Below are 18,945 nucleotides of genomic sequence, written 5' to 3'. Positions count from 1 at the left end.
TCAAACACTAACTGACATTAGATTGGATTGATGGCAATGAATTATATTCCTCTGCTAAATACTGCGCTAGTATTTCGATGCTAGGGTATTCCCAGAAAAGAATAATTGCAAGTTCACAGCCAATCCATTGACCTAATTCACCTGTCATGCTGACTGCCACTGCTGAATCTAAACCATATGCAGTAAAAGGTTCTTGAATGTCTATTTCATCAGGAGGTATGTTCAGGTACAAGGCAAGATGAGAAATCAACCAGGTTTGGATCTCTTTTTCTGTAAAAGTTGGCTTTAACGATTTCTGCTCAACCTCAGATTTATTAACATCTGAAGAATGCGCTTGTTCCCAAAAGTCTTTTACTTCTGCTTGAAGTTGCAGTAAGTCTGTTTGTTCAAGATTCGCTGTCCAATCTCCGACAACATCCAAACTTCCATCTAGAAACCCAACTCGACAAGCGTGACGCTGAATTTTACCACTAGAAGTTTTCGGAATGCTCGCTGTCTTCAGTAGCACAATGGCATAAACTTGTAACTGGTGCTGCTCTGACACTGCCTGCCGAATGGCTTTAACGACTTCATCTACATCCAACTGACGTAAGTAAGTACGCTCTACCTCTTGAGTAATAACTAACTGCTCAACACCTTCTACCTCTACAGAAAATGCTGCCCCACAATTCGGTCGTAGCGCTGGATGACTATTCTGAACTGTCAATTCAATATCCTGGGGATAATGATTTTGCCCTCGAATAATCATCATATCTTTGAGGCGACCCGTGATAAATAGTTCGCCATCAAGCAAAAATCCTAAATCTCCAGTGCGTAAAAATGGCCCTTCTTGTGTGTCTTGCAGTTGTGCATTGAAAATCTGTTGTGTCTCTTCGGGTTTCTTCCAGTAGCCACCAGCCACACTTGATCCTGCAACCCAAATTTCTCCGATTTGTCCATCCAGACAGCGAGTTAATGATTCTGGGTTGGCGATCACAATTTTTTGGTCTAAGCTACTATGACCAACACCAACAATCGCCCTAGCATTTTCTGACTCGCTGTTCGTAGTCACAATCAGATTCTGCTTAAAAGCTTGCTCTTTCACAAAGCGAATCACTGGTGGATCTTTTTTCCAACCCCCAGACACAATCAAAGTCGTTTCTGCCATTCCATAGCAGGGGTAAAAAGCACTTCTTCTAAAGCCACAATCTGCAAAGGTTACTGAAAACCTCTCAATAGTTTCTGCCCGTACAGGTTCAGCACCATTGAAAGCAACCTCCCAACTACTTAAATCGAGGTGTTTGCGTTGTTCGTCCGTAATCTTGTCAACACATAGATCGTAAGCAAAATTGGGTCCGCCGGTGGTAGTCGCCTGATAGTCCGAAATAGCTTTTAGCCAGCGAAAGGGTTTTTGTAGGAAAGACTCTGGCGACATCAGCGTAACCGAGAAACCACCATATAAAGGCTGTAGCACTCCGCCAATCAACCCCATATCGTGGTAAGGAGGAAGCCAAATGACACCTCGACTGTCAGGTGTATGCTCAAAAGATTGATAAATTAAAGCGGAATTATACAGTAAATTGTCATGATTCACCATCACCCCTTTGGGGTTTCCTGTCGTACCAGACGTGTACTGGAGAAGTGCCAGTGAGTTGTTAGCAATCTCAGGAAAAAACCAATCATCTGCCAAATCTATGGCAATTTCATCAGTTGCTATACATTGCAAAGCTGCTAATTCTGGTTCTTCTTTAAAGCTTTGTGCCAAATTAGTAATTACAGATGAAGTGGTGAGTGCTTTAGTTGCCTGTGCATCTTGTGCAATAGCTTGCAACCTTGTCATCCGCTGTTTACCTCGTGGTGGATACACAGGTACAGCAGTCACACCTGCATACAAACTCGCAAAAAAAGCAGCAATGAATTCCAGTCCAGGTGGGTAGAGAAGTAGCACTCTTTCTCCAAAAGCTTTCATACTTTGAAGTAATGCTGCAATGGCGCGTGCTTTTCGGTCTAATGTTTCATAAGTGAAACTAACTTCTTCTGTTTCTCCATCTACCAAAAAGGTATATGGTACTTGGTTTGGTTGTTGTAGCGTTCGATAACGTAACAGGTTAACTGAAGTCGCTTCTTGGGGAGAATGTACTGAAAAAAAATCGTGCTGCATTACTGTTTTGTACTTGAACTCGTTGCAAATTTACTCTAATACCGTTTTCATATGAAGATGCATAGAAAGAACCCCACCTCCTGCAGCACCTCCCCAAGGTATCGGGGAGGTTAGGCGGGGTAAAAATAATGTGCAGCTTCACATTAAATTGGTATAAGTGTTCTAGGTCTGTTAGAATATGGATTATACTAGTAAACTCAAGTATATTCTATGCGTTACAAGCATTAATAATACAATCGATTGTATCCTTAACTAAAGTTTCGATTGTTTCCTTACTAATAGAAGGTTCAACAAACATAAAGTTTAAAATCATTGTGTCTTCAAATGTTGTAACAGCCGTATTAAAATTACCACTGAAAAATACCTGTGCAGGTACAAAACTAATCTCTTCAAGTTTAAATCTGCCATAATCGCTGAAAATGTCTACTCGACCAATATTAGTAACACCTACTGTGACGATTGGTTTCTTTGATAAATACATAAGCCACTCAAAAATTTTCTTCGACATCAATACTATACTAAAGAGATATTCTTTTCGTAACCCTACTTTTAATTGTTCTCTAACATCTCGCGCTAAATTCCAGAAAGATGTGTTTATATCTATATTATGTAATGTAGTGATAGCTGAAGCTAATGTCCCTAAGTTTTCTCGATGAACTTCTGGTTCGAGGTGCTTTCTCAAATCAACAAAAGAGCGGCAACTAAGGTGCAAATTTGCTTTATTTCTATTTTGAAGTTGTCTAGCTACTGCCAACATCATTGCTGCACATAAAGCACCCTGCACCGTTGTTCTTTCTTTTCGACAAAGTTTCACAAATTGTGCAGTAATTTCTTTATTAAGCTTTTTTTGAAGCATATTACAGCGACGTAAATCTAGAGAAACAGACTTTTCAAGCTTTAGAGTTTTAGGACGATACAAGCTCAGTTTTAGCTGTAAAGTCTAAATTTTTCTCAGTTTTCTCAGTACCTCTGAAATCTGGATATCTGGATTAATGGCAATGTTTTGAAGTAAAATCATAAAATCTTCTAAAATTGTATTAATTGTACTTTCAAAAAACAGATCGACATCGTATTCCATCTCGCCCCAAATGCCTTTTTTACTTTCTCCCATATGCAAAGTTAGATCCCGTCTTGCTCCCCTGAATTTTCTATTTTCTACCCGAACATAAAGACGATCGCAGAGTTTGACATTCTCAGTCAGTAAGGGAATTTCATTGTGGAAAAGTAGAAGCACTGGTAAAGGAGATGAGTGAATATTATCTGTTTTAGACACAGGTACAGTTTCCAAAATATGTTTCAAGGGAAGAGCGCTGTAACTATGTGCTTCTAAAGTAGTTTTGCGAACAAGATAAAGCACTTGCCGGAATGTGGGATTGTCTTCTAAATTCGCTTTTATGGGAATCTGGTTAATAAAGCAACCAATCAAGGCTTCAAACTCCGCTCGATTGCGATTGGCAACGGTAGTGCCAATACAGAAGTTCAGCTGACCTGTATAGTGATGCACTAATATCTGTAAAGCTGCTAATAAAAGCATGAATAAAGTACACCCTTCCTGTTTGCTAAGTGCTTTGAGTTGTGCTGATAAGGCTTCAGATATTTGGAAGGGGTAAATTGCTGCTTTCAATCTTGGTATAGCAGGACGAGGCAGATCTGTTTTGATTTCAGGAACGACCAGATGTGGTGCAAGTTTTTGCTGCCAGTAGCTTTGCAGTGTCGTCAGCACCTCTTTTTGCAGCCACTGACGCTGCCAAACAATAAAGTCTGCATACTGCATCGGTAATTCCAGAAGGGGCGAGGGTTGACCTTGGGAAAATGCTTGGTAGAGGCACGCGAGTTCCTGAAGAAAGATAACCATAGAGGTGCCATCTGTAATCAGGTGGTGCTTGGTAATCAGCAGAATGTGTTGATTTTCCGAGAGGTTCAGCAGTGTGGTTCGCACCAGTGGTCCCCGGACAATATCAAATGGTTGCTGAGCTTCTTGTTGAGATAGCTGTTGCACTGCTATTTGCTGTTCTGGTTCACAGAGCGATTGTCCTTCTACTGTCGGAACTCCGGGAACGGACACACTACGCGATGGCGCAGATCGCCCGCTTCGCGATCGCAAATCCACTACCGACAACGGCAGATTCATGGTCGGATGAATGATTTGAGTGGGTTGCTCTGCGGCAATATCAAAAGTGGTTCTCAGAGCAGCGTGACGATGCACCAACTCATTGAGACTGCGTTCTAAAGCTGGAATGTCGAGTTCACCGGTAAAGTGCAGGATGAAGGGTAGATTGGCAAAGGGATTACTTGGGTCAAGTTTTAGTTGCGACCAAAATGACTCCTGAGCAAAAGACAAAGGCAAAGCAACAGCCCCTGTCCTCGTAGCCATCATGGGAGCATCATCAGATTCACTTTTAAACAAGCCCAACTGGGTTTGTAATTGTTGAACCAGATCGATCGAGGTCATATCTTCAAATAACGCCTCTATTGACAACTCTAAAGCAAAGTCTGTTTTAATGCGGTTTACCAGTTGAATTAACATCAACGAGTCCAACCCCAAGGTATTAAGCGGTTGTTCAACATCTAATTGATATGGAGCCAATCCCAACACTTTAGCAATCTGTTGTTTCAAATATTCTTCAAGCAGTTGCTGCTGTTCTTTTACAGATGCCGCAAGTTGCCATCGCCTTAACGGAATAGTCAATTCAGGGGCAATAACTTCAGGGATGCGTAAGTCTAGATTTGTGGTTGGGTTGGTCAAAGAAGATTCATGTTCATCGGTTGAGAATGCAGTTTCCTGGTGATGTCGAACTAAAGCGGTGATAAGTTTTGGTAGGAGTTGCACTTCTTCTCGTGAAAATGATTCGGTTTGGGCAAGAAGTTGAACAATCTGTTCCGCCGAATCTCCCCGGTCAAGTAAGCTAGAAATCAAAGAGCGGTGAGGTAGTGGGGATAGATCGCCATGTGGAGACGAACGACTACTGCTGAACCAATAGTGTTGTCGTTCAAAAGGATAAGTGGGTAGTCGTAGACGATCGCGGCGATCGCCCTGCTCAAATCCTGACCAATTAACAGGTGCTCCTAAAATATAAAGTTGTGCCAAACTGGACAACAACTGCTTCCAGCTGGATTGCCCTGCACGCAAACTGGGCAGCCAAACCCCAACTCCTTTAGGCAGGCAACGGATACCCATTGACAATAGATTGGACTTTGGTCCGATCTCGACAAATATCGTGACTCCAAGCGAATGCATGGTTTGCATCGCTGTTGAAAACCTCACGGGTTCTTGGAGGATAGTCTTCCAATACTCAATGTTGGTCATTGCATCAGGAGACAGTTGCCCTGTGATACCAGAAATTATCGGGATTTGGGGAGAAGAAAGAGCAAAAGCAAAATCTGCTTCCAGCAATTTCATCAGAGGAGAATGAGAGGGGTATGAAACATCCGGCTGAATCGTCTTGATTCCTTTTGCTTTCAGGGCAGCTATAACTGCATCAACTGCCTGTTGCTCACCAGAGATCATCAGCAGTGGTCTTGCGAACATACCAATAACAACTTTGTCAGCGTAGGGTTGAATTGCAGCTGCCACTCGCTCTTCATCTGCAAATACGAAGCTTACCTTCCCCTTCTGGCTTTGAGATTGGACTTGCCGCTGTGCGGAGATTAAGAGCTTGAGCGCATCTTCCAGACTCAAAATACCAGCAATACAGGCAGCAGGCCATTCTCCTAAGCTTACTCCCATCACAACCGACGGTTCGAGCCCCCAAGATTTCCACAACTCGCAAAGCGCTATTTGCAGGGCAAATACTGCCGTTGAGTTACCAACCCTATCGCTGGCAGTGGCAGTTTCCTCAGCTGCGGAGATATAAAGAATGTCGATAAGAGACTTTCCGAGTAACGGCTCGGCGATCGCATTACAGCGATCGATAACTTGGCGAAAGACAGGCTGGGTTTCGTACAGTTGACGATCCAGTTCTAGTTTGTCGTAAATCAAGCCAGTGAATAAAAATCCGATTTTTGGAAACTTCTTTGGCTTTACCAAGCCACTTACCAACTCAGCCGATTGCCCAGTTACAGCAAACGCCTCCAAACGTTCTGCAAATTGTGCTGTAGAGTCACCAGTCACGGCTAGCCGATGGTTAAAGTGAGTTCTGCCAGTATTGGCACTAAAACAAACATCGGCAATTGACTCATCAGGATGATTAACTAAAAACTCGTGATAACGGTGGGCTAGCGCTCGCAATGCTGTTTCAGTTTTGGCAGATAGAGTCAGCACATGTAAGGGACGTTCAATCCCAGAAGACTCCACAACTAAATCGGGGGAAGCTTCCATCACTATATGAGCGTTTGTGCCGCCAAAGCCGAACGCACTCACGCCTGCGATGTAAGGGCGATCGCTCTTGCAAGCCTCCAAGTTTTGCTGCACTTGCAGAGGCAGTTTATCTAATGCCACATTCGGATTTGGCTGCTGAAAATGCAAGGAAGGCGGGATCTGTCCATACTTGAGAGACAACGCTACTTTAATCAATCCGGCAATTCCACTGGCTGCCTCTAAGTGTCCGATATTAGTTTTGACGGAACCAACACGACATTTATCTCCAAAAAAGCGATTTTCTCCTAAAACAGTTGCTAGGGCTTTGAGTTCGATCGCATCCCCCAACAAACTTCCAGTCCCTTGTGCCTCAACATACTGTACTGAACTTGGTGAAATTTCAGCATATTGATAAGCTTGTCGTAATAATGCCTCTTGTGCTTGTAGATTCGGAGCAGCTAGCCCATTACTGCGTCCATCCTGGTTGACTGCACTACCTCGAATGACCGCATAAATGGGGTCACAGTCTGCCAATGCTTGAGACAGCAGTTTCAGCACTACAACACCAACTCCCTCACCACGAACAAAGCCATCGGCTTGACCATCAAATGCTCTGCAACGTCCTGTCGTCGAGATCATCCCTGCATTTCTCAGGCTTGCTGTGTTCTCAGGTAACAGCATGATATTCACGCCTGCAGCTATTGCTAAACTAGATTCTTTGCGACACAAACTCTGAATTGCAAGATGAACCGCCACTAGAGAGGAGGAACAAGCCGTATTAATTGCCAAACTCGGTCCTGTAAAGTTAAATATGTAGGAAATGCGGTTGGCAGTCACACTGCTAAGGTTGCCAGTAACTGCATAGCCATTTGTCGTGCGCTCTGTTGCCATCATTTCGTAGTAATCGGAGCCGGTAATACCAACAAAAACTCCCGTTGCGCTTCCTGAGAGTTTTTGAGGGACTAACCCAGCATCTTCCAAAGCTTCCCAAGTGACTTCCAGTAGCAGCCGTTGTTGAGGATCGATGCTGGCAGCTTCTTGAGGGGCAATGCCAAAGAATTGCGGATCGAACTGATCGATCTGCTCTAGAAAACCACCCTGGATAAGTTGCGGGTTCGGTGAAGTGGAATCGGGAATAAAGCAGGAATGTAGATTTTGACGAGCAGAAGGAATGGGGGCGATCGCGTCAACCTGATTACAGATGAGATGCCAAAATTCCTCTGGATTTATTGCTCCCGGAAAACGGCATCCGAGCCCAATAATTGCAATGGCTTCAACATCCATAGAAATAAATGTAGTATTAATTACTCAAATTGGTTGACATGGCATTTGTATCTTAATGTCCCTACTGTTCTATACAGTAGTTGACATCACCCTGTTTATTAGTAATTTTACTTAATTATTATTTTATAATAAATTTTCTTCCTATATTCAACAGTATTTTTACTAGTACTTTATCTTACCTGATACGGACAACCTACGCGAACAGTCCTCAAGGTAACATCCCGATCAAAGATGACTTGGCTGACAGCCAAGATAATTAATAGATCCATATCCGAGCATAGATGTTAGCAAATGGTTTAATTTACCTAAGGGACTTCCAAATAAAAAAATCTCCCAAAATTTCTTGTGGTGCGGGCGTCCCCGCCCGCCACTAGCATAGGACGGGCGAGGACGCCCATCCCACAAGATGGATAATTTATTTCTTGGAAGTCCCTAATTATCGTCTTTGCACAGAAAAATAAAGGACAGATAAGACAGTTCAGAAAAGGACACGTCTTGTACTAGCAACTTGGGCTCATAAAAAATGAAATTTAAAATCATTGTGCCTTGGAATGTTGTAATAGCAGCACTAAAAGCACCAAAAGCTGCCTGTTCAGTCCCAAAACTAATCTCTTCAAGTTTAAATAAACCATAATCACTGGAAATGTCTATTTGACCAATATTGCTAACACCAACTGTCTCATGTAATACATGGATCGATTAGAGGGGGTTATTTACCGCATCAACTCTCGGTGTAATTCCTTACAATGGTAAAGTTTACCATCTAGAGCGTCGGTACAGTAATGCCATAAACCCGGTTTCTTTGAATTGGGACAACGAAAAACTAGTACTTTCAAGCACAGAAACTGGGTTTTTTATGCCCAATTTTGATTTCTGTATCGGCGCTCTAGAGGGCAACTCGGATAAGCGCAAATTAGAACCCCGGTAACTTTTGCGAAACCGGAGTTCTGACACCTCAATTCTCATTAACCGAGCAGTATTGCTCTAGGGGGGATCATCTGTTGGCAACATTTGGAGAAATGGTATAGGCAGACCAAAATCTAGAAACCAGGTTTCTCCAGCGGTAAATTTTATATAACAATCATCAAGCAGCAAAACGGATTTTGAGATAATCTTCTTCCATTTTTGCTCCTGCAGGTTGGAGTGCAGCCAAAGACTGAGGTAACACTAAATTTCGGCGATGATTACCTATTGTAATGTTGAGTTCATCGCCAGATTTACTCAATTGAATTTTATCTTTAGGAATACCGGGTAAATACAATTCTAAACTGTATTGATTGTTTTCTTGGACAACTTTGATTGTGGTTTCTTTATAATACACTTGAGTGGGGTCTTCATCCGTGTAAAGCGTGTTTTTTAGACGTTCCAAAGCATCTAAGCCACACATCTCTTCAGAGAAAAGAGGAACTTCCTTGACAGGTAGTGGGTGGAAGTTGTCATGAATTTCCTGACGATACTGCTTTTGATTCTCTTTCCAACGTTGGAAAAAGGGATCTTGCACTTCTTCCGGAATAATGCGGTTAGCTACGACTAAGTCAGTGGCAACATTATACAAGCTGAGATAGGCATGAGCGCGAAGAGACTCCTTAATCACCATCTTTTCTGGATTGGTGACAAGGCGTACTGACGTTTGGGTGTTATCAGTCAGGACTTTTTCCAACGCTTCAATTTGTTGATAAAACTCGTAAGGTGCGTCCATCACCTCTTTATCAGGTAATGAGAAACCCGCGATGGGTTTAAAAATCGGTTCAACAAGAGGTCGAAGTGCCACTGAAATATTTTGAAACGGTTTGTAAAAGCGACGCATATACCAGCCACTAACCTCTGGTAAACTTAACAGGCGCAATGCAGTGCCAGTGGGGGCGGAGTCAATAATCAAAACATCATACTCACCTTCATCATAATGACGCTTCATCCTCACCAAGCCAAAAATCTCATCCATACCTGGTAGAATAGCCAATTCTTCTGCCTGCACACCGTCTAAACCCCGCGCTTGCAGGACTTGGGTGATGTAACGTTTCACAGAACCCCAATTTGCCTCCAACTCTAGTAGCGCATCCAGTTCTGCACCCCACAAATTGGGGCGGATTTGTTTTGGTGCGTGTCCCAGTTCTAAGTCAAAACTGTCTGCTAGTGAGTGGGCAGGATCTGTACTCAAAACTAATGTGCGATAACCTAGTTCTGCACAACGGAGTCCAGTGGCGGCGGCTACTGAAGTTTTTCCCACTCCTCCTTTACCTGTCATTAGAATTACGCGCATTGATAGTTTTGTCCTAGCTGAGAAATGTTTACATATATTTACATTAACAGTGACCAGTGACCAGTGACCAGTGACCAGTGACCAGTGACCAGTGACCAATGACTAATGACCAGTAGAAAAATGCTGTTTCAATACATCCAGTCGGGAACACTTCCAGTAGTCAACGTGGGAAGCAATCAAACCTTGAGAATTGAGACCCAACTCACTCCAGCCAGAAATAGCAATCCGAGGTTTCCAGGGAAGGGGTGTGTTCCAGCTGAGTGTCCACTCCGTTTTGATTATGTCTCCTACAGGGTAAATGGCGTGCAAGTCCATTTTTATGTTTAAAAACCAAGTCCCCATGAATTTAATCATTTGCTTGTATCGCTCAATACCGTGAAATTTATTGAGAGGGTCTTGAAAATAAACGTCCTCAGCGTAAATGTCGTATGTTTGATTAACTGGAAATCTTTGATAGTCCTGTTGAAGAATTTGAATAATTTCCATTTAGTTAGTTGTTAGTGGTTAGTGGTTAGTTGTTGGTGGTCACTGGTCACTGGTCACTGGTCACTGGTCACTGTTCACTGGTCACTGGTCACTGTTCACTGGTCACTGGTCACTGGTCACTGGTCACCTATTTCAGTCCAAAGTCTTTCTAACTGATACCGCCATACAGCGAGCACTTCCTCTCGCGCTTGTGCAGATTGGTCGATCTCTCCCATCAATCCTTCGGCATAAAAACGGTCGAGGTTTTGCATGGTGGCTTCTAAAGATTGTCCTTGCTGTTTCGCCGCTTGGATAATTTGCCGGATGCGCCTTTCTATCAACCGATTGAAGACATTGTCTAAACCAGTTTGATATAAAGAAATGAGTCGAGCGATCGCATCCCGAAGATCTTCCGCAGTTAAGCTACCAGAACTGTGCTGAAAGACTCCCCAAACGACACCTTGCTGTAAGGCATAGCGAACTTCTTGGGTATCATCGAAATTTGCTTCCAAAAATTGTTCTAAAAAAGGTTGGGCTTCTGATGCGGGCATAATAGGCAACAACACCCGCAACCAACTTTCATCGTCTGAAAGCATCACAAGAAGGCGAAAAGTTGTAGTTTCGACTTGCCAGGAACCGGGTGCAATAGCGCCGACAGTTTCAGTACCAAACAGTTCCGTGAGCGTATCCGCGATTTCTGAAGGTATCATATTGATTTTTTGATCTTCAGCTTAATTGATTACATAAATTAAAAGCAATCGTAGCATCGTGTGCCATTTTGCACGCAGTGCGGCTAGACCCCCAATCCGGTTCCTCCTTGATTCCAAGATGTAAGACACTACCGACTCCACTACTATCGTCGAGTTCGCAACTTATCTTTTTGTTAGTGACAGAAAATCGAATTTTTAATACATTGCTAAGTAGCTCGATCAACCGTTTCAGTTAACGATACTAGCGAGGCAATGGTCGTGAATCTACAGTTACTCTGAATCATTTGGTAGAGCACTGGCTGAGTTTTCGGGTTGCAGCATCAACACCTCTTCATAGATCAGATTGACCGAAATCGTCAAACCCACGCTCGTCAGCTCAATATCATCGCCTTCGGCATAGGGAATAAACGTCCATTCCCCCGATTGACTCCGCCGAAAGAGATCCACTGACTTAGTTTCAGATCCGACCAGAACATACTCTTGCAAACTCTGCAAACGGCGGTAGAGGGCAAATTTCGCTCCTCGATCATAGGCTTCAGTGCTGGGAGACAAGACTTCAATAATCAAGCAGGGATAACGAGAGAATTGTTGGGCAGTGCGGTCTCGATCGTCGCAGGTGACGCTGACATCAGGATAAACAAAGGGACCCTTCTCTGTGATTCCAACCTTTGCATCTGAGTTCCTCACCTTGCAGCGTCTTTGTAGAGGTTGCCGCAGGGCACTGGCAACGTTCAGAGCAATGTCAGCATGGGGCAACGATCCACCCGTCATCGCGAAGACTTGCCCATCAAAATACTCATAGCGTAGATCTTGCTGGGCTTCCCACTCAAAATATTCCTGTGGGGTTAGGCGGGGAAGTTCATGGGTAGCAAGCATGAGCAAAACACCGATTTGGGACGTTGCATCTTCCATCTTCATTGTAAGCGATAGTGCCTACTTTGTCGCTAGCAGAAACTCGCGCCTTGGGTAGAAATTTCTTTGAGATGCTGTTATGTAAGTCAAGAAGAAGCTTTAGAATTAGATCGGCGTTGTGAAGAAATATTAAGTCAATTAGTTACGCGGAGTACGAGCCAGAAAAATGGACAATAAAAGATAGATAGGTATAAATAATTGCTGAAAGCGATGAGTTTCCTGATTGAGTTTTAAACTGGATGCAGAGGATAATTGTATATCAGTGCTCTATCTATAAAATAGCATCAAAAATTACGTATATATTGCTGTAGAAAATGCCTTGCGTGTTCAGTCAAACTAAATTGACACATAGCAAGGCTACCAAAAATGTTTACATATACTGTGCCAAATCGTGCATAAGGTTCATGCAAAAATTTACCCAAAGTAATAGTTTGTGATAATGCTATAGGAATCCGGTTTGATTTTTGAAATTCTATATCTTACCTCTGCGCCCTCTGCGCCCTCTGCGGTTCATTAAAATTTTCAGAATTCAGATAGGATTCCTATAGATACCAAAAATGTAAATTAGTGCAAGAATTAGCAGATATGCTGGAGATAGAATTACTATATCTACCTTCTTATTCTCCTAATTTGAACTTGATAGAGCGATTGTGGAAGTTGGTTAAGAAACAATGTTTATACTCAAAATATTATCCAGAGTTTTCTGAATTTAAAGCAGTCATTTCTAATTTTCCAAATACAGCAACACCAAACACATAAAAAAGAATTGAATTCTTTACTTACTCTGCGATTCCAGACTTTTGATAAAGCTCAATTTATGACCGTTTAAGGTATAATTTGTCGGATTCATTGAATTTTGTCTATCTTCATGATTTACCCTGTGCCTTCTACGGTAGAGAAAGCTTTTCTTCAATAATAACCTAGCAATCCTACGAAGGTTGATTGCCGCTATTTTAGACAATAAAGACGCTGTGTAATTATTCTCTATGAGAATGTAGTCGTGTTGACGATCGCGATCGCTCACCTCCATCTCACTCAATTTCTTGCCATATACGAGCATCTACAAATTGAGATAAATGGTTTACATTAGTTGTAGCAATTACTACTATATCATCATTGACTTCTATCTGTTTAGCTTGCGCCGCCAACATAACATCTCCATCCAGCGCCTTCGGATCTGCTGTAGGAATTCCCCTGCGTCTTGCTTCCGCCCAAAATTCAGCAGCTTGAAGCATCGTTGCTGTATCTATCGGCAAATATTTAAGTTGCATTTTCAAGTCGTTAAGTCTTTTGATACCAGCCAGCTTATTGACTCGTATTAACTCCCGACGCACTTCATAATCAACAATCTCTGGCAAAATAATTTCATAACCCTTCGACTGTAAAGACAACAACCAACTTCGACACTCCAAGTTGAAAGATGAAGCTTTAGGATTTGTTAAAATTCCCAGTGGTCCAGAATCTAATACAACTATCATGTGTGTGGAAACAGGGGTCTATTGGAAAGGCGATCTTCATCTAAAACCTGTTGCAAATATTCAAAAGTTTCTCGTTGTTCCTCTTCATCATACTCTTCGTCCCACCTGCGAAACATTTCTTGCAAGTCTTTTAATCTCTGTTGTCTTTCAGCCTCAGTAAGTTTAGGCAATACGTCTGAGTTACTTTGTCCATTGATAGCTACTGTTTGGCTCTTCCCCTTGCTTTCAATTAAATTAGCTATTTCCTGCAACAAGCTAGCTTTCATGGCACTTAGCCGTTCATCAATCGCTGAAGTCACTAAGTCTTTTAGTTCTTCAACTGTCAGTTCTGATATTCGTTGCTCTGTCATTTCACAAATCCTTTCTTGTACTCCCAATCATTGTCTTACGATCTTAGCTGATAATATAGCCATCCTAGAGCATTTGTAAAATTCTCTCTTCTCTCTTTTCTTTGCGCTCTTTGCGTCTTTGCGGTTAATAATTTTTATCTATCAAATCTGACTACTATATACATAGGTAGAGCTAAAGTCCACCACATAAAGCTTTTACTTCTGAGAAGCTTTATATATCAAAAATACTGAACCAATTGGTCCTAAGTTCTCCACATATATTTTGTTGTTGTAGTATAACCCCGGAGACATACCACCATCAAATAACATTCCTTCTTGAATTTTCCCCAAGCAACTATTTCGAGCAATACCCTCAAGGACATCATCAAACATATTTGGCAAAAGTTCTTGATTGCTTTGCGACAAATCTATTTCTGAATTAGCTTTAGCATCATTCACTAACAAAATGACATAACCGCGATCGCTAACAGCCACCATAGAGCGATTTGTAGCTTGTTTGCAAGCAAGTTCTCCCAAATCTTTACAAATATCTTTAAATTTGCCGTTCCGATAAAATCTCCCATTACCTCCTACCAAGTTGTAATTCAGAATATTATTCGTTCTCCTTCCTACCCCGATAGTAGCCTGACGTTGGCTTGAGTTCCCACCTGAAATTCCAAAGGAAGAACGTTTGTTTTTAAATGCTCCTGAATACTCCACTCCAAGAGAAACATTTAAGCCTTGAGGTTGATCATCAGTATCTATGTAGTCAGCGTTAATTGCTAAGATGGGTTTTTGTCCGTTTAATTTGGAGTTTTCATCAGCAATAATTTCACGAAAAACTTTTGGTACGTAGTCTCGACGTATATTGCCTTTACTATCCTTAGCATATAGTTTATGAGATAGACCGACATTGACTTTAAAATCTAGCTCTTTGGCTTTAGGATTAAATATAATAATATGATTTATTCCTTTCTCATATTTCTTACCTTGATTATTCGTTTTGAAAAAACTTATACTAAAACTTTTATCCTGACCGATACAGGTTGTAGCTGCTCTTGAGGAAGATTGATTTAAAATTTTACAGTTACACAAAATAATAATCAATACAGAAAATATCAAGATTTTTGGGAATTTTTTGGTATATGACATCACAAAGTAAACACTATATAATTACTCTCTTCAGTGCTATAAGATGACTGATTTCTTCTCCTCTTTGCTCCCTTGCTCTTTGCGTCTTTGCGGTTCATTTAAATAGGTAATCTTCACGCGGGAGAGGAGTAAAGTATCTCACAGTAAAACTTATTAGGAAGTTTTTGGAGCCTAAGCTCTAAAGAAAGCATTCCCAGGTGGAGCCACCGGATCGAGATTGCGAGGTGGGAGTAAACTATAAAAACTCCGCCACAGCACAATTGTAGCGGAGAATCAACTTTTCAAAGATTTCGGTCAATCCAAAATCTAAAATCCAGGCATTAAGAGAGCCATTCTAAAACAGCTTCTTCCTTAGTATTGGTATTGCGAGATGGGGTTTCACGATTAAACTTCATGTGAATCGATCGCGTTTGCTCGCCATCAGCAGCGACAGCCATGATTGGATAGTCAATTAAACCATCTTGGAAGGACATCTGGAAGCGGAAAGTCCCATCCGGATTCAGTTTAATTGGACGACCGCCAATTGTTACAGTAGCATCGGGTTCGGTTGCACCGTAAACAATCAACTCGGCATCAGCAATTAACCAGAACTTGCGTGGGCGCATGGGTACATCGCCAGAGAAGCCAGCACCAGATGCAAACATACCGATACCGGATTCTGTCAAGCCGGACACAGTGGGAACTGCCCACATACCGACACCAGATGGGAAGACGTAGGAACTGATGGCTTGCTGTGGAACCACAGATCCGGGAACGTGTTGCATGGAACCAAACAGAGAACCAGCAACCCGCAATGCTTCCGCAGACTCTGCCATGCCAAATATTTGATCGTAAATTGCGTTGCCATTAGTAGTACTACTAGCAGTAGCAGGAGCAACTTTCTTGGCAGGAGGAACGAGTTCGTAAAGGGTTTTGCCGCGCAGCTCTTCCTCAAAGTTGACAGTGATGAAAACATCCTCAATCCAGTCAGAAGGATACACAGGAGGAACATGGACGGGCGCAGAACGAGCTAGGACTAACCAACGACCATCAGCACAACGATAACCGATGTCGATGACATAGTCGCGATCGCTGACAGGAACTGGAAGATACCATTCCCTTGCCAGTTCATCACTAGGATATTCTTGAATGCTGTGAGGGCTTTGATATTCCAAGTTGATATCAGTGACATCGTAGATACGCAGAGCCAGTTGTTGTCCCCCTTGGCGACGCAGTTCTTCTTTGTGCTCGTTGGGGACATCCCAGTAGGTGTAAGCCCACTGAGGATCGCGAGGCATGAGGACAATCCGGCTGTCTCCATAACCTGCAGGCAGATCCGCGAGTCCTTCATCAACATCAGAGAGAGTTCCACCAGTACGATCTACCTGACCTAACTCAAATTTTGCTGCTTCCACGGTTTCCTGTGCCTCCAATGAACGAGATTGGCTGAGAGAAACTTTACTGCGCTGGACTTCTTGAATCGCTGCCAGCAATTGCGATTTCCTCATTCTGCTATATCGAGAGATGCCATACTCGCTAGCTACCTTACGTAGCTGCCGCAATGTCATCTCTTCTAGCGGTGGGCGTTCTTTTGCCATGAATTTGGCCTCCAGTCGTTTGAAAGGTTCTTAATATCCCCTGGTTAATACGTGGCTGTGTTATGCCATCAAAATCCAGATGAACTTCTTATTCTTGACTCCTGGTTTTGCCGAGTTTTCTAACTTTTTTAGTGTTTTTTTAAATTGCAGGTCAAAAATTTTTCCCAGATAACCCACACTTGGTATGTGGAAAGGAAAGTACAAGGAGAAGGTGGATCCTTCTTTTCCCTAGTGTTGATACTGTCACTTTTTCTCTTGTATGAGAATTAAGTGCAATGTGCCAAAATTCTAGGGCTTTACTTTTCGCTCTGACGCTACTCTAAACCTGATTTAATAGCCCGGAATGCACAGATACGTTGCGGCATATTTCTACACCTTTCAAACACAATCTTGCAAAGAGATAGGCTTGCCAGATTCAGGATTTCACTTAGCCCCCGACCTTAGTCGTAAGGTTCTCGACCAGGGTCTAAAGACTCCCTTTTAATTCCCTAATTGTGCCAAAATTAGCACTTTTTTCTTTGGGAGTAGAGGAACCTTTGTTAAGTAAATATTAACCAATAAACCTCAGTAGGGATCAAGGGGGTTCACTATACACTTTTACGTTTTCCACGGATTTATCAGCCATTTGGGGATCAGTATGTTAACATATCCTGACATTTGCACTCTTGAGGAGCGTTGTTAGTATCTAAATGGTCGTTCAAATATCAATTTTTGATGACATTATGGAAAAGTACCGCGCCGCCATTGCAGCTGCATCCACACTGCTAACAGCTGCTTTTTGTTCTTCCGCATCGATTTGCAAAATTGGTGTACCTGTTTTTACCTCATCGCCGGATCTCACAAAAATCTGACTGATCTGTCCTTGAATTCTGGGACGCAGAGTAACTGAACGATGCGATCGCAGGTTAGCAATAAAATTTGAACTTTGTTCAACTGTGCTTGCTTGTTGATATCTCTGCCCAGGTTTTCAGGAAAGATAGTGTGTTAGCTATATAACTTTTCCAACGTAGATCGTAAACAGCAGCTAACTGGTCGTACTGTTTACTAACTATAGTTTCAATAATTGGACAAATAGTGGAATGAGAATCATCAGGCTTTATTTCCCAACCAGATAGTAAGCCGCTTATTGTAGTCTAGTCCGCATTCAAGACTTTACGAAACACAATCTTATCAGCGCCGGCCGTGTAGAAGTCCCGGATGCAAGCCTCCTCCTTGTAGCCGCACTTCGCGTAGAACGTCCGTGTGCGCTCTAAGCTTGCTAAGGTTTCCACCAATAGCATTCGTCCACCACGCGCCTTCAAAGTTTCTTCAACGTAACGCACCAATTTTCCACCGCGTCCTTGTCCTTGGTGATCGGGGCGAATGGCGATCAATTGTAGATTCCATGTCCGATCGGTCATCCGTTCAGGCTCACAGTAGGCGACTCCCACCGGTCCGTCTTTGTCATCGTAGTCGGTGATCCAGAAGGGATCGCTGTCGGTGTTACCACCGAAGTAGTCAGCTAGCATTTTACCGAGCTCCTCAAGTTCGTTCGGCTCGAAACCGATTGTGTTGGCTACGGCAATCAGCGCCGCTGCATCTTCGGGTTTTGTAGGTCGGATCATGGAAAACTTAATTGTATGCATGACGCATATAATAACTATCAGATTTGCTTGATGTCAATATGCATGACGCATATAATTGAGTTATGGAAAACTCTAACCTTGCGAATTTAGTGGGGGCTTTAGCCCTTGCCTTGACGGATTTGGTTGCCCAGTCAGCGGAGCGAATGATCGATGATGCAGGGCCGACTGCTGAGGCTCTTTGCTTGGTAAGACATGCACCTGGGATACCAATTGAACAATTGCGCCGCGCCCTTGGGATGTCGCATCCAGGTGCAGTGAGGCTTGTAGAGCGACTGGAGAAACAAGGATTGATGCTCCGTGAACGTTGCTCTGTTGATCGCAGAGCTGTGGAGTTGAAATTGACCCCAGAAGGGGAAGCTCTGGTGAGTAAGATCCATCAAGCGCGGCTCTTGGCAATTGAGGAAGCGATCGCTTCTCTATCTTCAAAAGACCGCCTACATTTGTGCCGCATCAGTAACCAAATCTTATTTTCCCTGACAAAAACGAAGGATAACGCCTTAACTATCTGCCGCTTATGTGATGAAACAAACTGTCTGAATTGTCCAGTGGGTAACCGTTACAGTGAATTGACTTAACACGAGTGAATGCAGAATTCGGAAAAAATCGTAGGCTAAACCGAAATTATTGCCACCCTGGAATCATGTTCTCTTTGAGGTCTAAATCCATCAGAAATATCTGAAGGTGTCCATTCTTGTTTTTGGTAAGTTTGAAAATCA

The 18,945-nt window shown here is 42.7% G+C and carries 13 protein-coding genes and 2 pseudogenes; 2 read left to right on the top strand and 13 right to left on the bottom strand.

The window, feature by feature from the left end; all coding sequences use genetic code 11:
* Positions 1-7 precede the first annotated feature (7 nt).
* The 7 genes from WA1_RS45535 to WA1_RS45505 all read right to left on the bottom strand — a co-directional run bounded on the left by WA1_RS45535 (position 8) and on the right by WA1_RS45505 (position 12,032).
* On the bottom strand, positions 8-2,140 hold the full coding sequence (locus tag WA1_RS45535; RefSeq protein ID WP_017744202.1) for an AMP-binding protein: 2,133 nt from the start codon (positions 2,138-2,140) through the stop codon (positions 8-10).
* Positions 2,141-2,348: 208 nt separating this feature from the next.
* Positions 2,349-3,059, bottom strand: a complete 711-nt coding sequence (locus WA1_RS45530; protein WP_051077058.1) for a phthiocerol/phthiodiolone dimycocerosyl transferase family protein — start codon at positions 3,057-3,059, stop codon at positions 2,349-2,351.
* Positions 3,060-3,080: 21 nt separating this feature from the next.
* Complete coding sequence (locus WA1_RS45525; RefSeq protein ID WP_017744200.1) at positions 3,081-7,721, bottom strand: type I polyketide synthase; 4,641 nt, start codon at positions 7,719-7,721, stop codon at positions 3,081-3,083.
* 1,084 nt (positions 7,722-8,805) lie between these two features.
* Complete coding sequence (locus WA1_RS45520; protein ID WP_017744199.1) at positions 8,806-9,981, bottom strand: TRC40/GET3/ArsA family transport-energizing ATPase; 1,176 nt, start codon at positions 9,979-9,981, stop codon at positions 8,806-8,808.
* Between the two features lie 102 nt (positions 9,982-10,083).
* Positions 10,084-10,467 carry a C6orf136 family protein gene (locus WA1_RS45515; RefSeq protein WP_017744198.1) on the bottom strand — a complete coding sequence of 128 codons (384 nt, stop codon included), beginning with the start codon at positions 10,465-10,467 and terminating at the stop codon, positions 10,084-10,086.
* Between the two features lie 116 nt (positions 10,468-10,583).
* Positions 10,584-11,156, bottom strand: coding sequence for a helix-turn-helix domain-containing protein (locus WA1_RS45510; RefSeq protein WP_017744197.1), 573 nt, complete (start codon positions 11,154-11,156; stop codon positions 10,584-10,586).
* A gap of 270 nt (positions 11,157-11,426) precedes the next feature.
* Positions 11,427-12,032 (bottom strand): Uma2 family endonuclease, encoded by a 606-nt coding sequence (locus WA1_RS45505; protein WP_033335437.1) that lies wholly within the window; start codon positions 12,030-12,032, stop codon positions 11,427-11,429.
* Positions 12,033-12,605: 573 nt separating this feature from the next.
* On the opposite strand from WA1_RS45505, the pseudogene WA1_RS45500 reads away from it, so the two are divergent.
* Positions 12,606-12,897: pseudogene (locus WA1_RS45500) on the top strand (transposase); the annotation flags it as partial.
* A 202-nt stretch (positions 12,898-13,099) separates the two neighbouring features.
* On the opposite strand, the gene WA1_RS45495 reads toward WA1_RS45500, so the two are convergent.
* The 6 genes and pseudogenes from WA1_RS45495 to WA1_RS45475 all read right to left on the bottom strand — a co-directional run bounded on the left by WA1_RS45495 (position 13,100) and on the right by WA1_RS45475 (position 18,208).
* A complete protein-coding gene (locus WA1_RS45495) occupies positions 13,100-13,546 on the bottom strand; it encodes a type II toxin-antitoxin system VapC family toxin (RefSeq protein ID WP_017744194.1) in 447 nt (148 codons plus the stop codon).
* On the bottom strand, positions 13,543-13,896 hold the full coding sequence (locus WA1_RS45490) for a hypothetical protein (protein ID WP_017744193.1): 354 nt from the start codon (positions 13,894-13,896) through the stop codon (positions 13,543-13,545). The genes WA1_RS45495 and WA1_RS45490 overlap by 4 nt, the downstream gene beginning before the upstream one ends.
* A 195-nt stretch (positions 13,897-14,091) precedes the next feature.
* Positions 14,092-15,027: a phosphodiester glycosidase family protein gene (locus tag WA1_RS45485; RefSeq protein WP_017744192.1), complete on the bottom strand. Its 936-nt coding sequence runs from the start codon at positions 15,025-15,027 to the stop codon at positions 14,092-14,094.
* A 320-nt stretch (positions 15,028-15,347) separates the two neighbouring features.
* On the bottom strand, positions 15,348-16,604 hold the full coding sequence (locus WA1_RS45480) for a DUF4912 domain-containing protein (protein WP_017744191.1): 1,257 nt from the start codon (positions 16,602-16,604) through the stop codon (positions 15,348-15,350).
* A 733-nt stretch (positions 16,605-17,337) separates the two neighbouring features.
* Positions 17,338-17,550, bottom strand: a pseudogene (locus tag WA1_RS54185) (efflux RND transporter periplasmic adaptor subunit); the annotation flags it as partial.
* Between the two features lie 187 nt (positions 17,551-17,737).
* Positions 17,738-18,208 carry a GNAT family N-acetyltransferase gene (locus tag WA1_RS45475; protein ID WP_026134732.1) on the bottom strand — a complete coding sequence of 157 codons (471 nt, stop codon included), beginning with the start codon at positions 18,206-18,208 and terminating at the stop codon, positions 17,738-17,740.
* Positions 18,209-18,291: 83 nt separating this feature from the next.
* Here WA1_RS45475 and WA1_RS45470 point away from each other — a divergent pair, with 83 nt between their 5' ends.
* Positions 18,292-18,804: a MarR family winged helix-turn-helix transcriptional regulator gene (locus tag WA1_RS45470; RefSeq protein WP_017744188.1), complete on the top strand. Its 513-nt coding sequence runs from the start codon at positions 18,292-18,294 to the stop codon at positions 18,802-18,804.
* The last annotated feature ends 141 nt before the right edge of the window (positions 18,805-18,945 follow it).

Origin of the sequence: Scytonema hofmannii PCC 7110 (genome assembly GCF_000346485.2) — a bacterium.
GTDB classification, from domain to species: domain Bacteria; phylum Cyanobacteriota; class Cyanobacteriia; order Cyanobacteriales; family Nostocaceae; genus Scytonema; species Scytonema hofmannii.
This window is presented reverse-complemented; position numbering and strand designations above follow the sequence as displayed.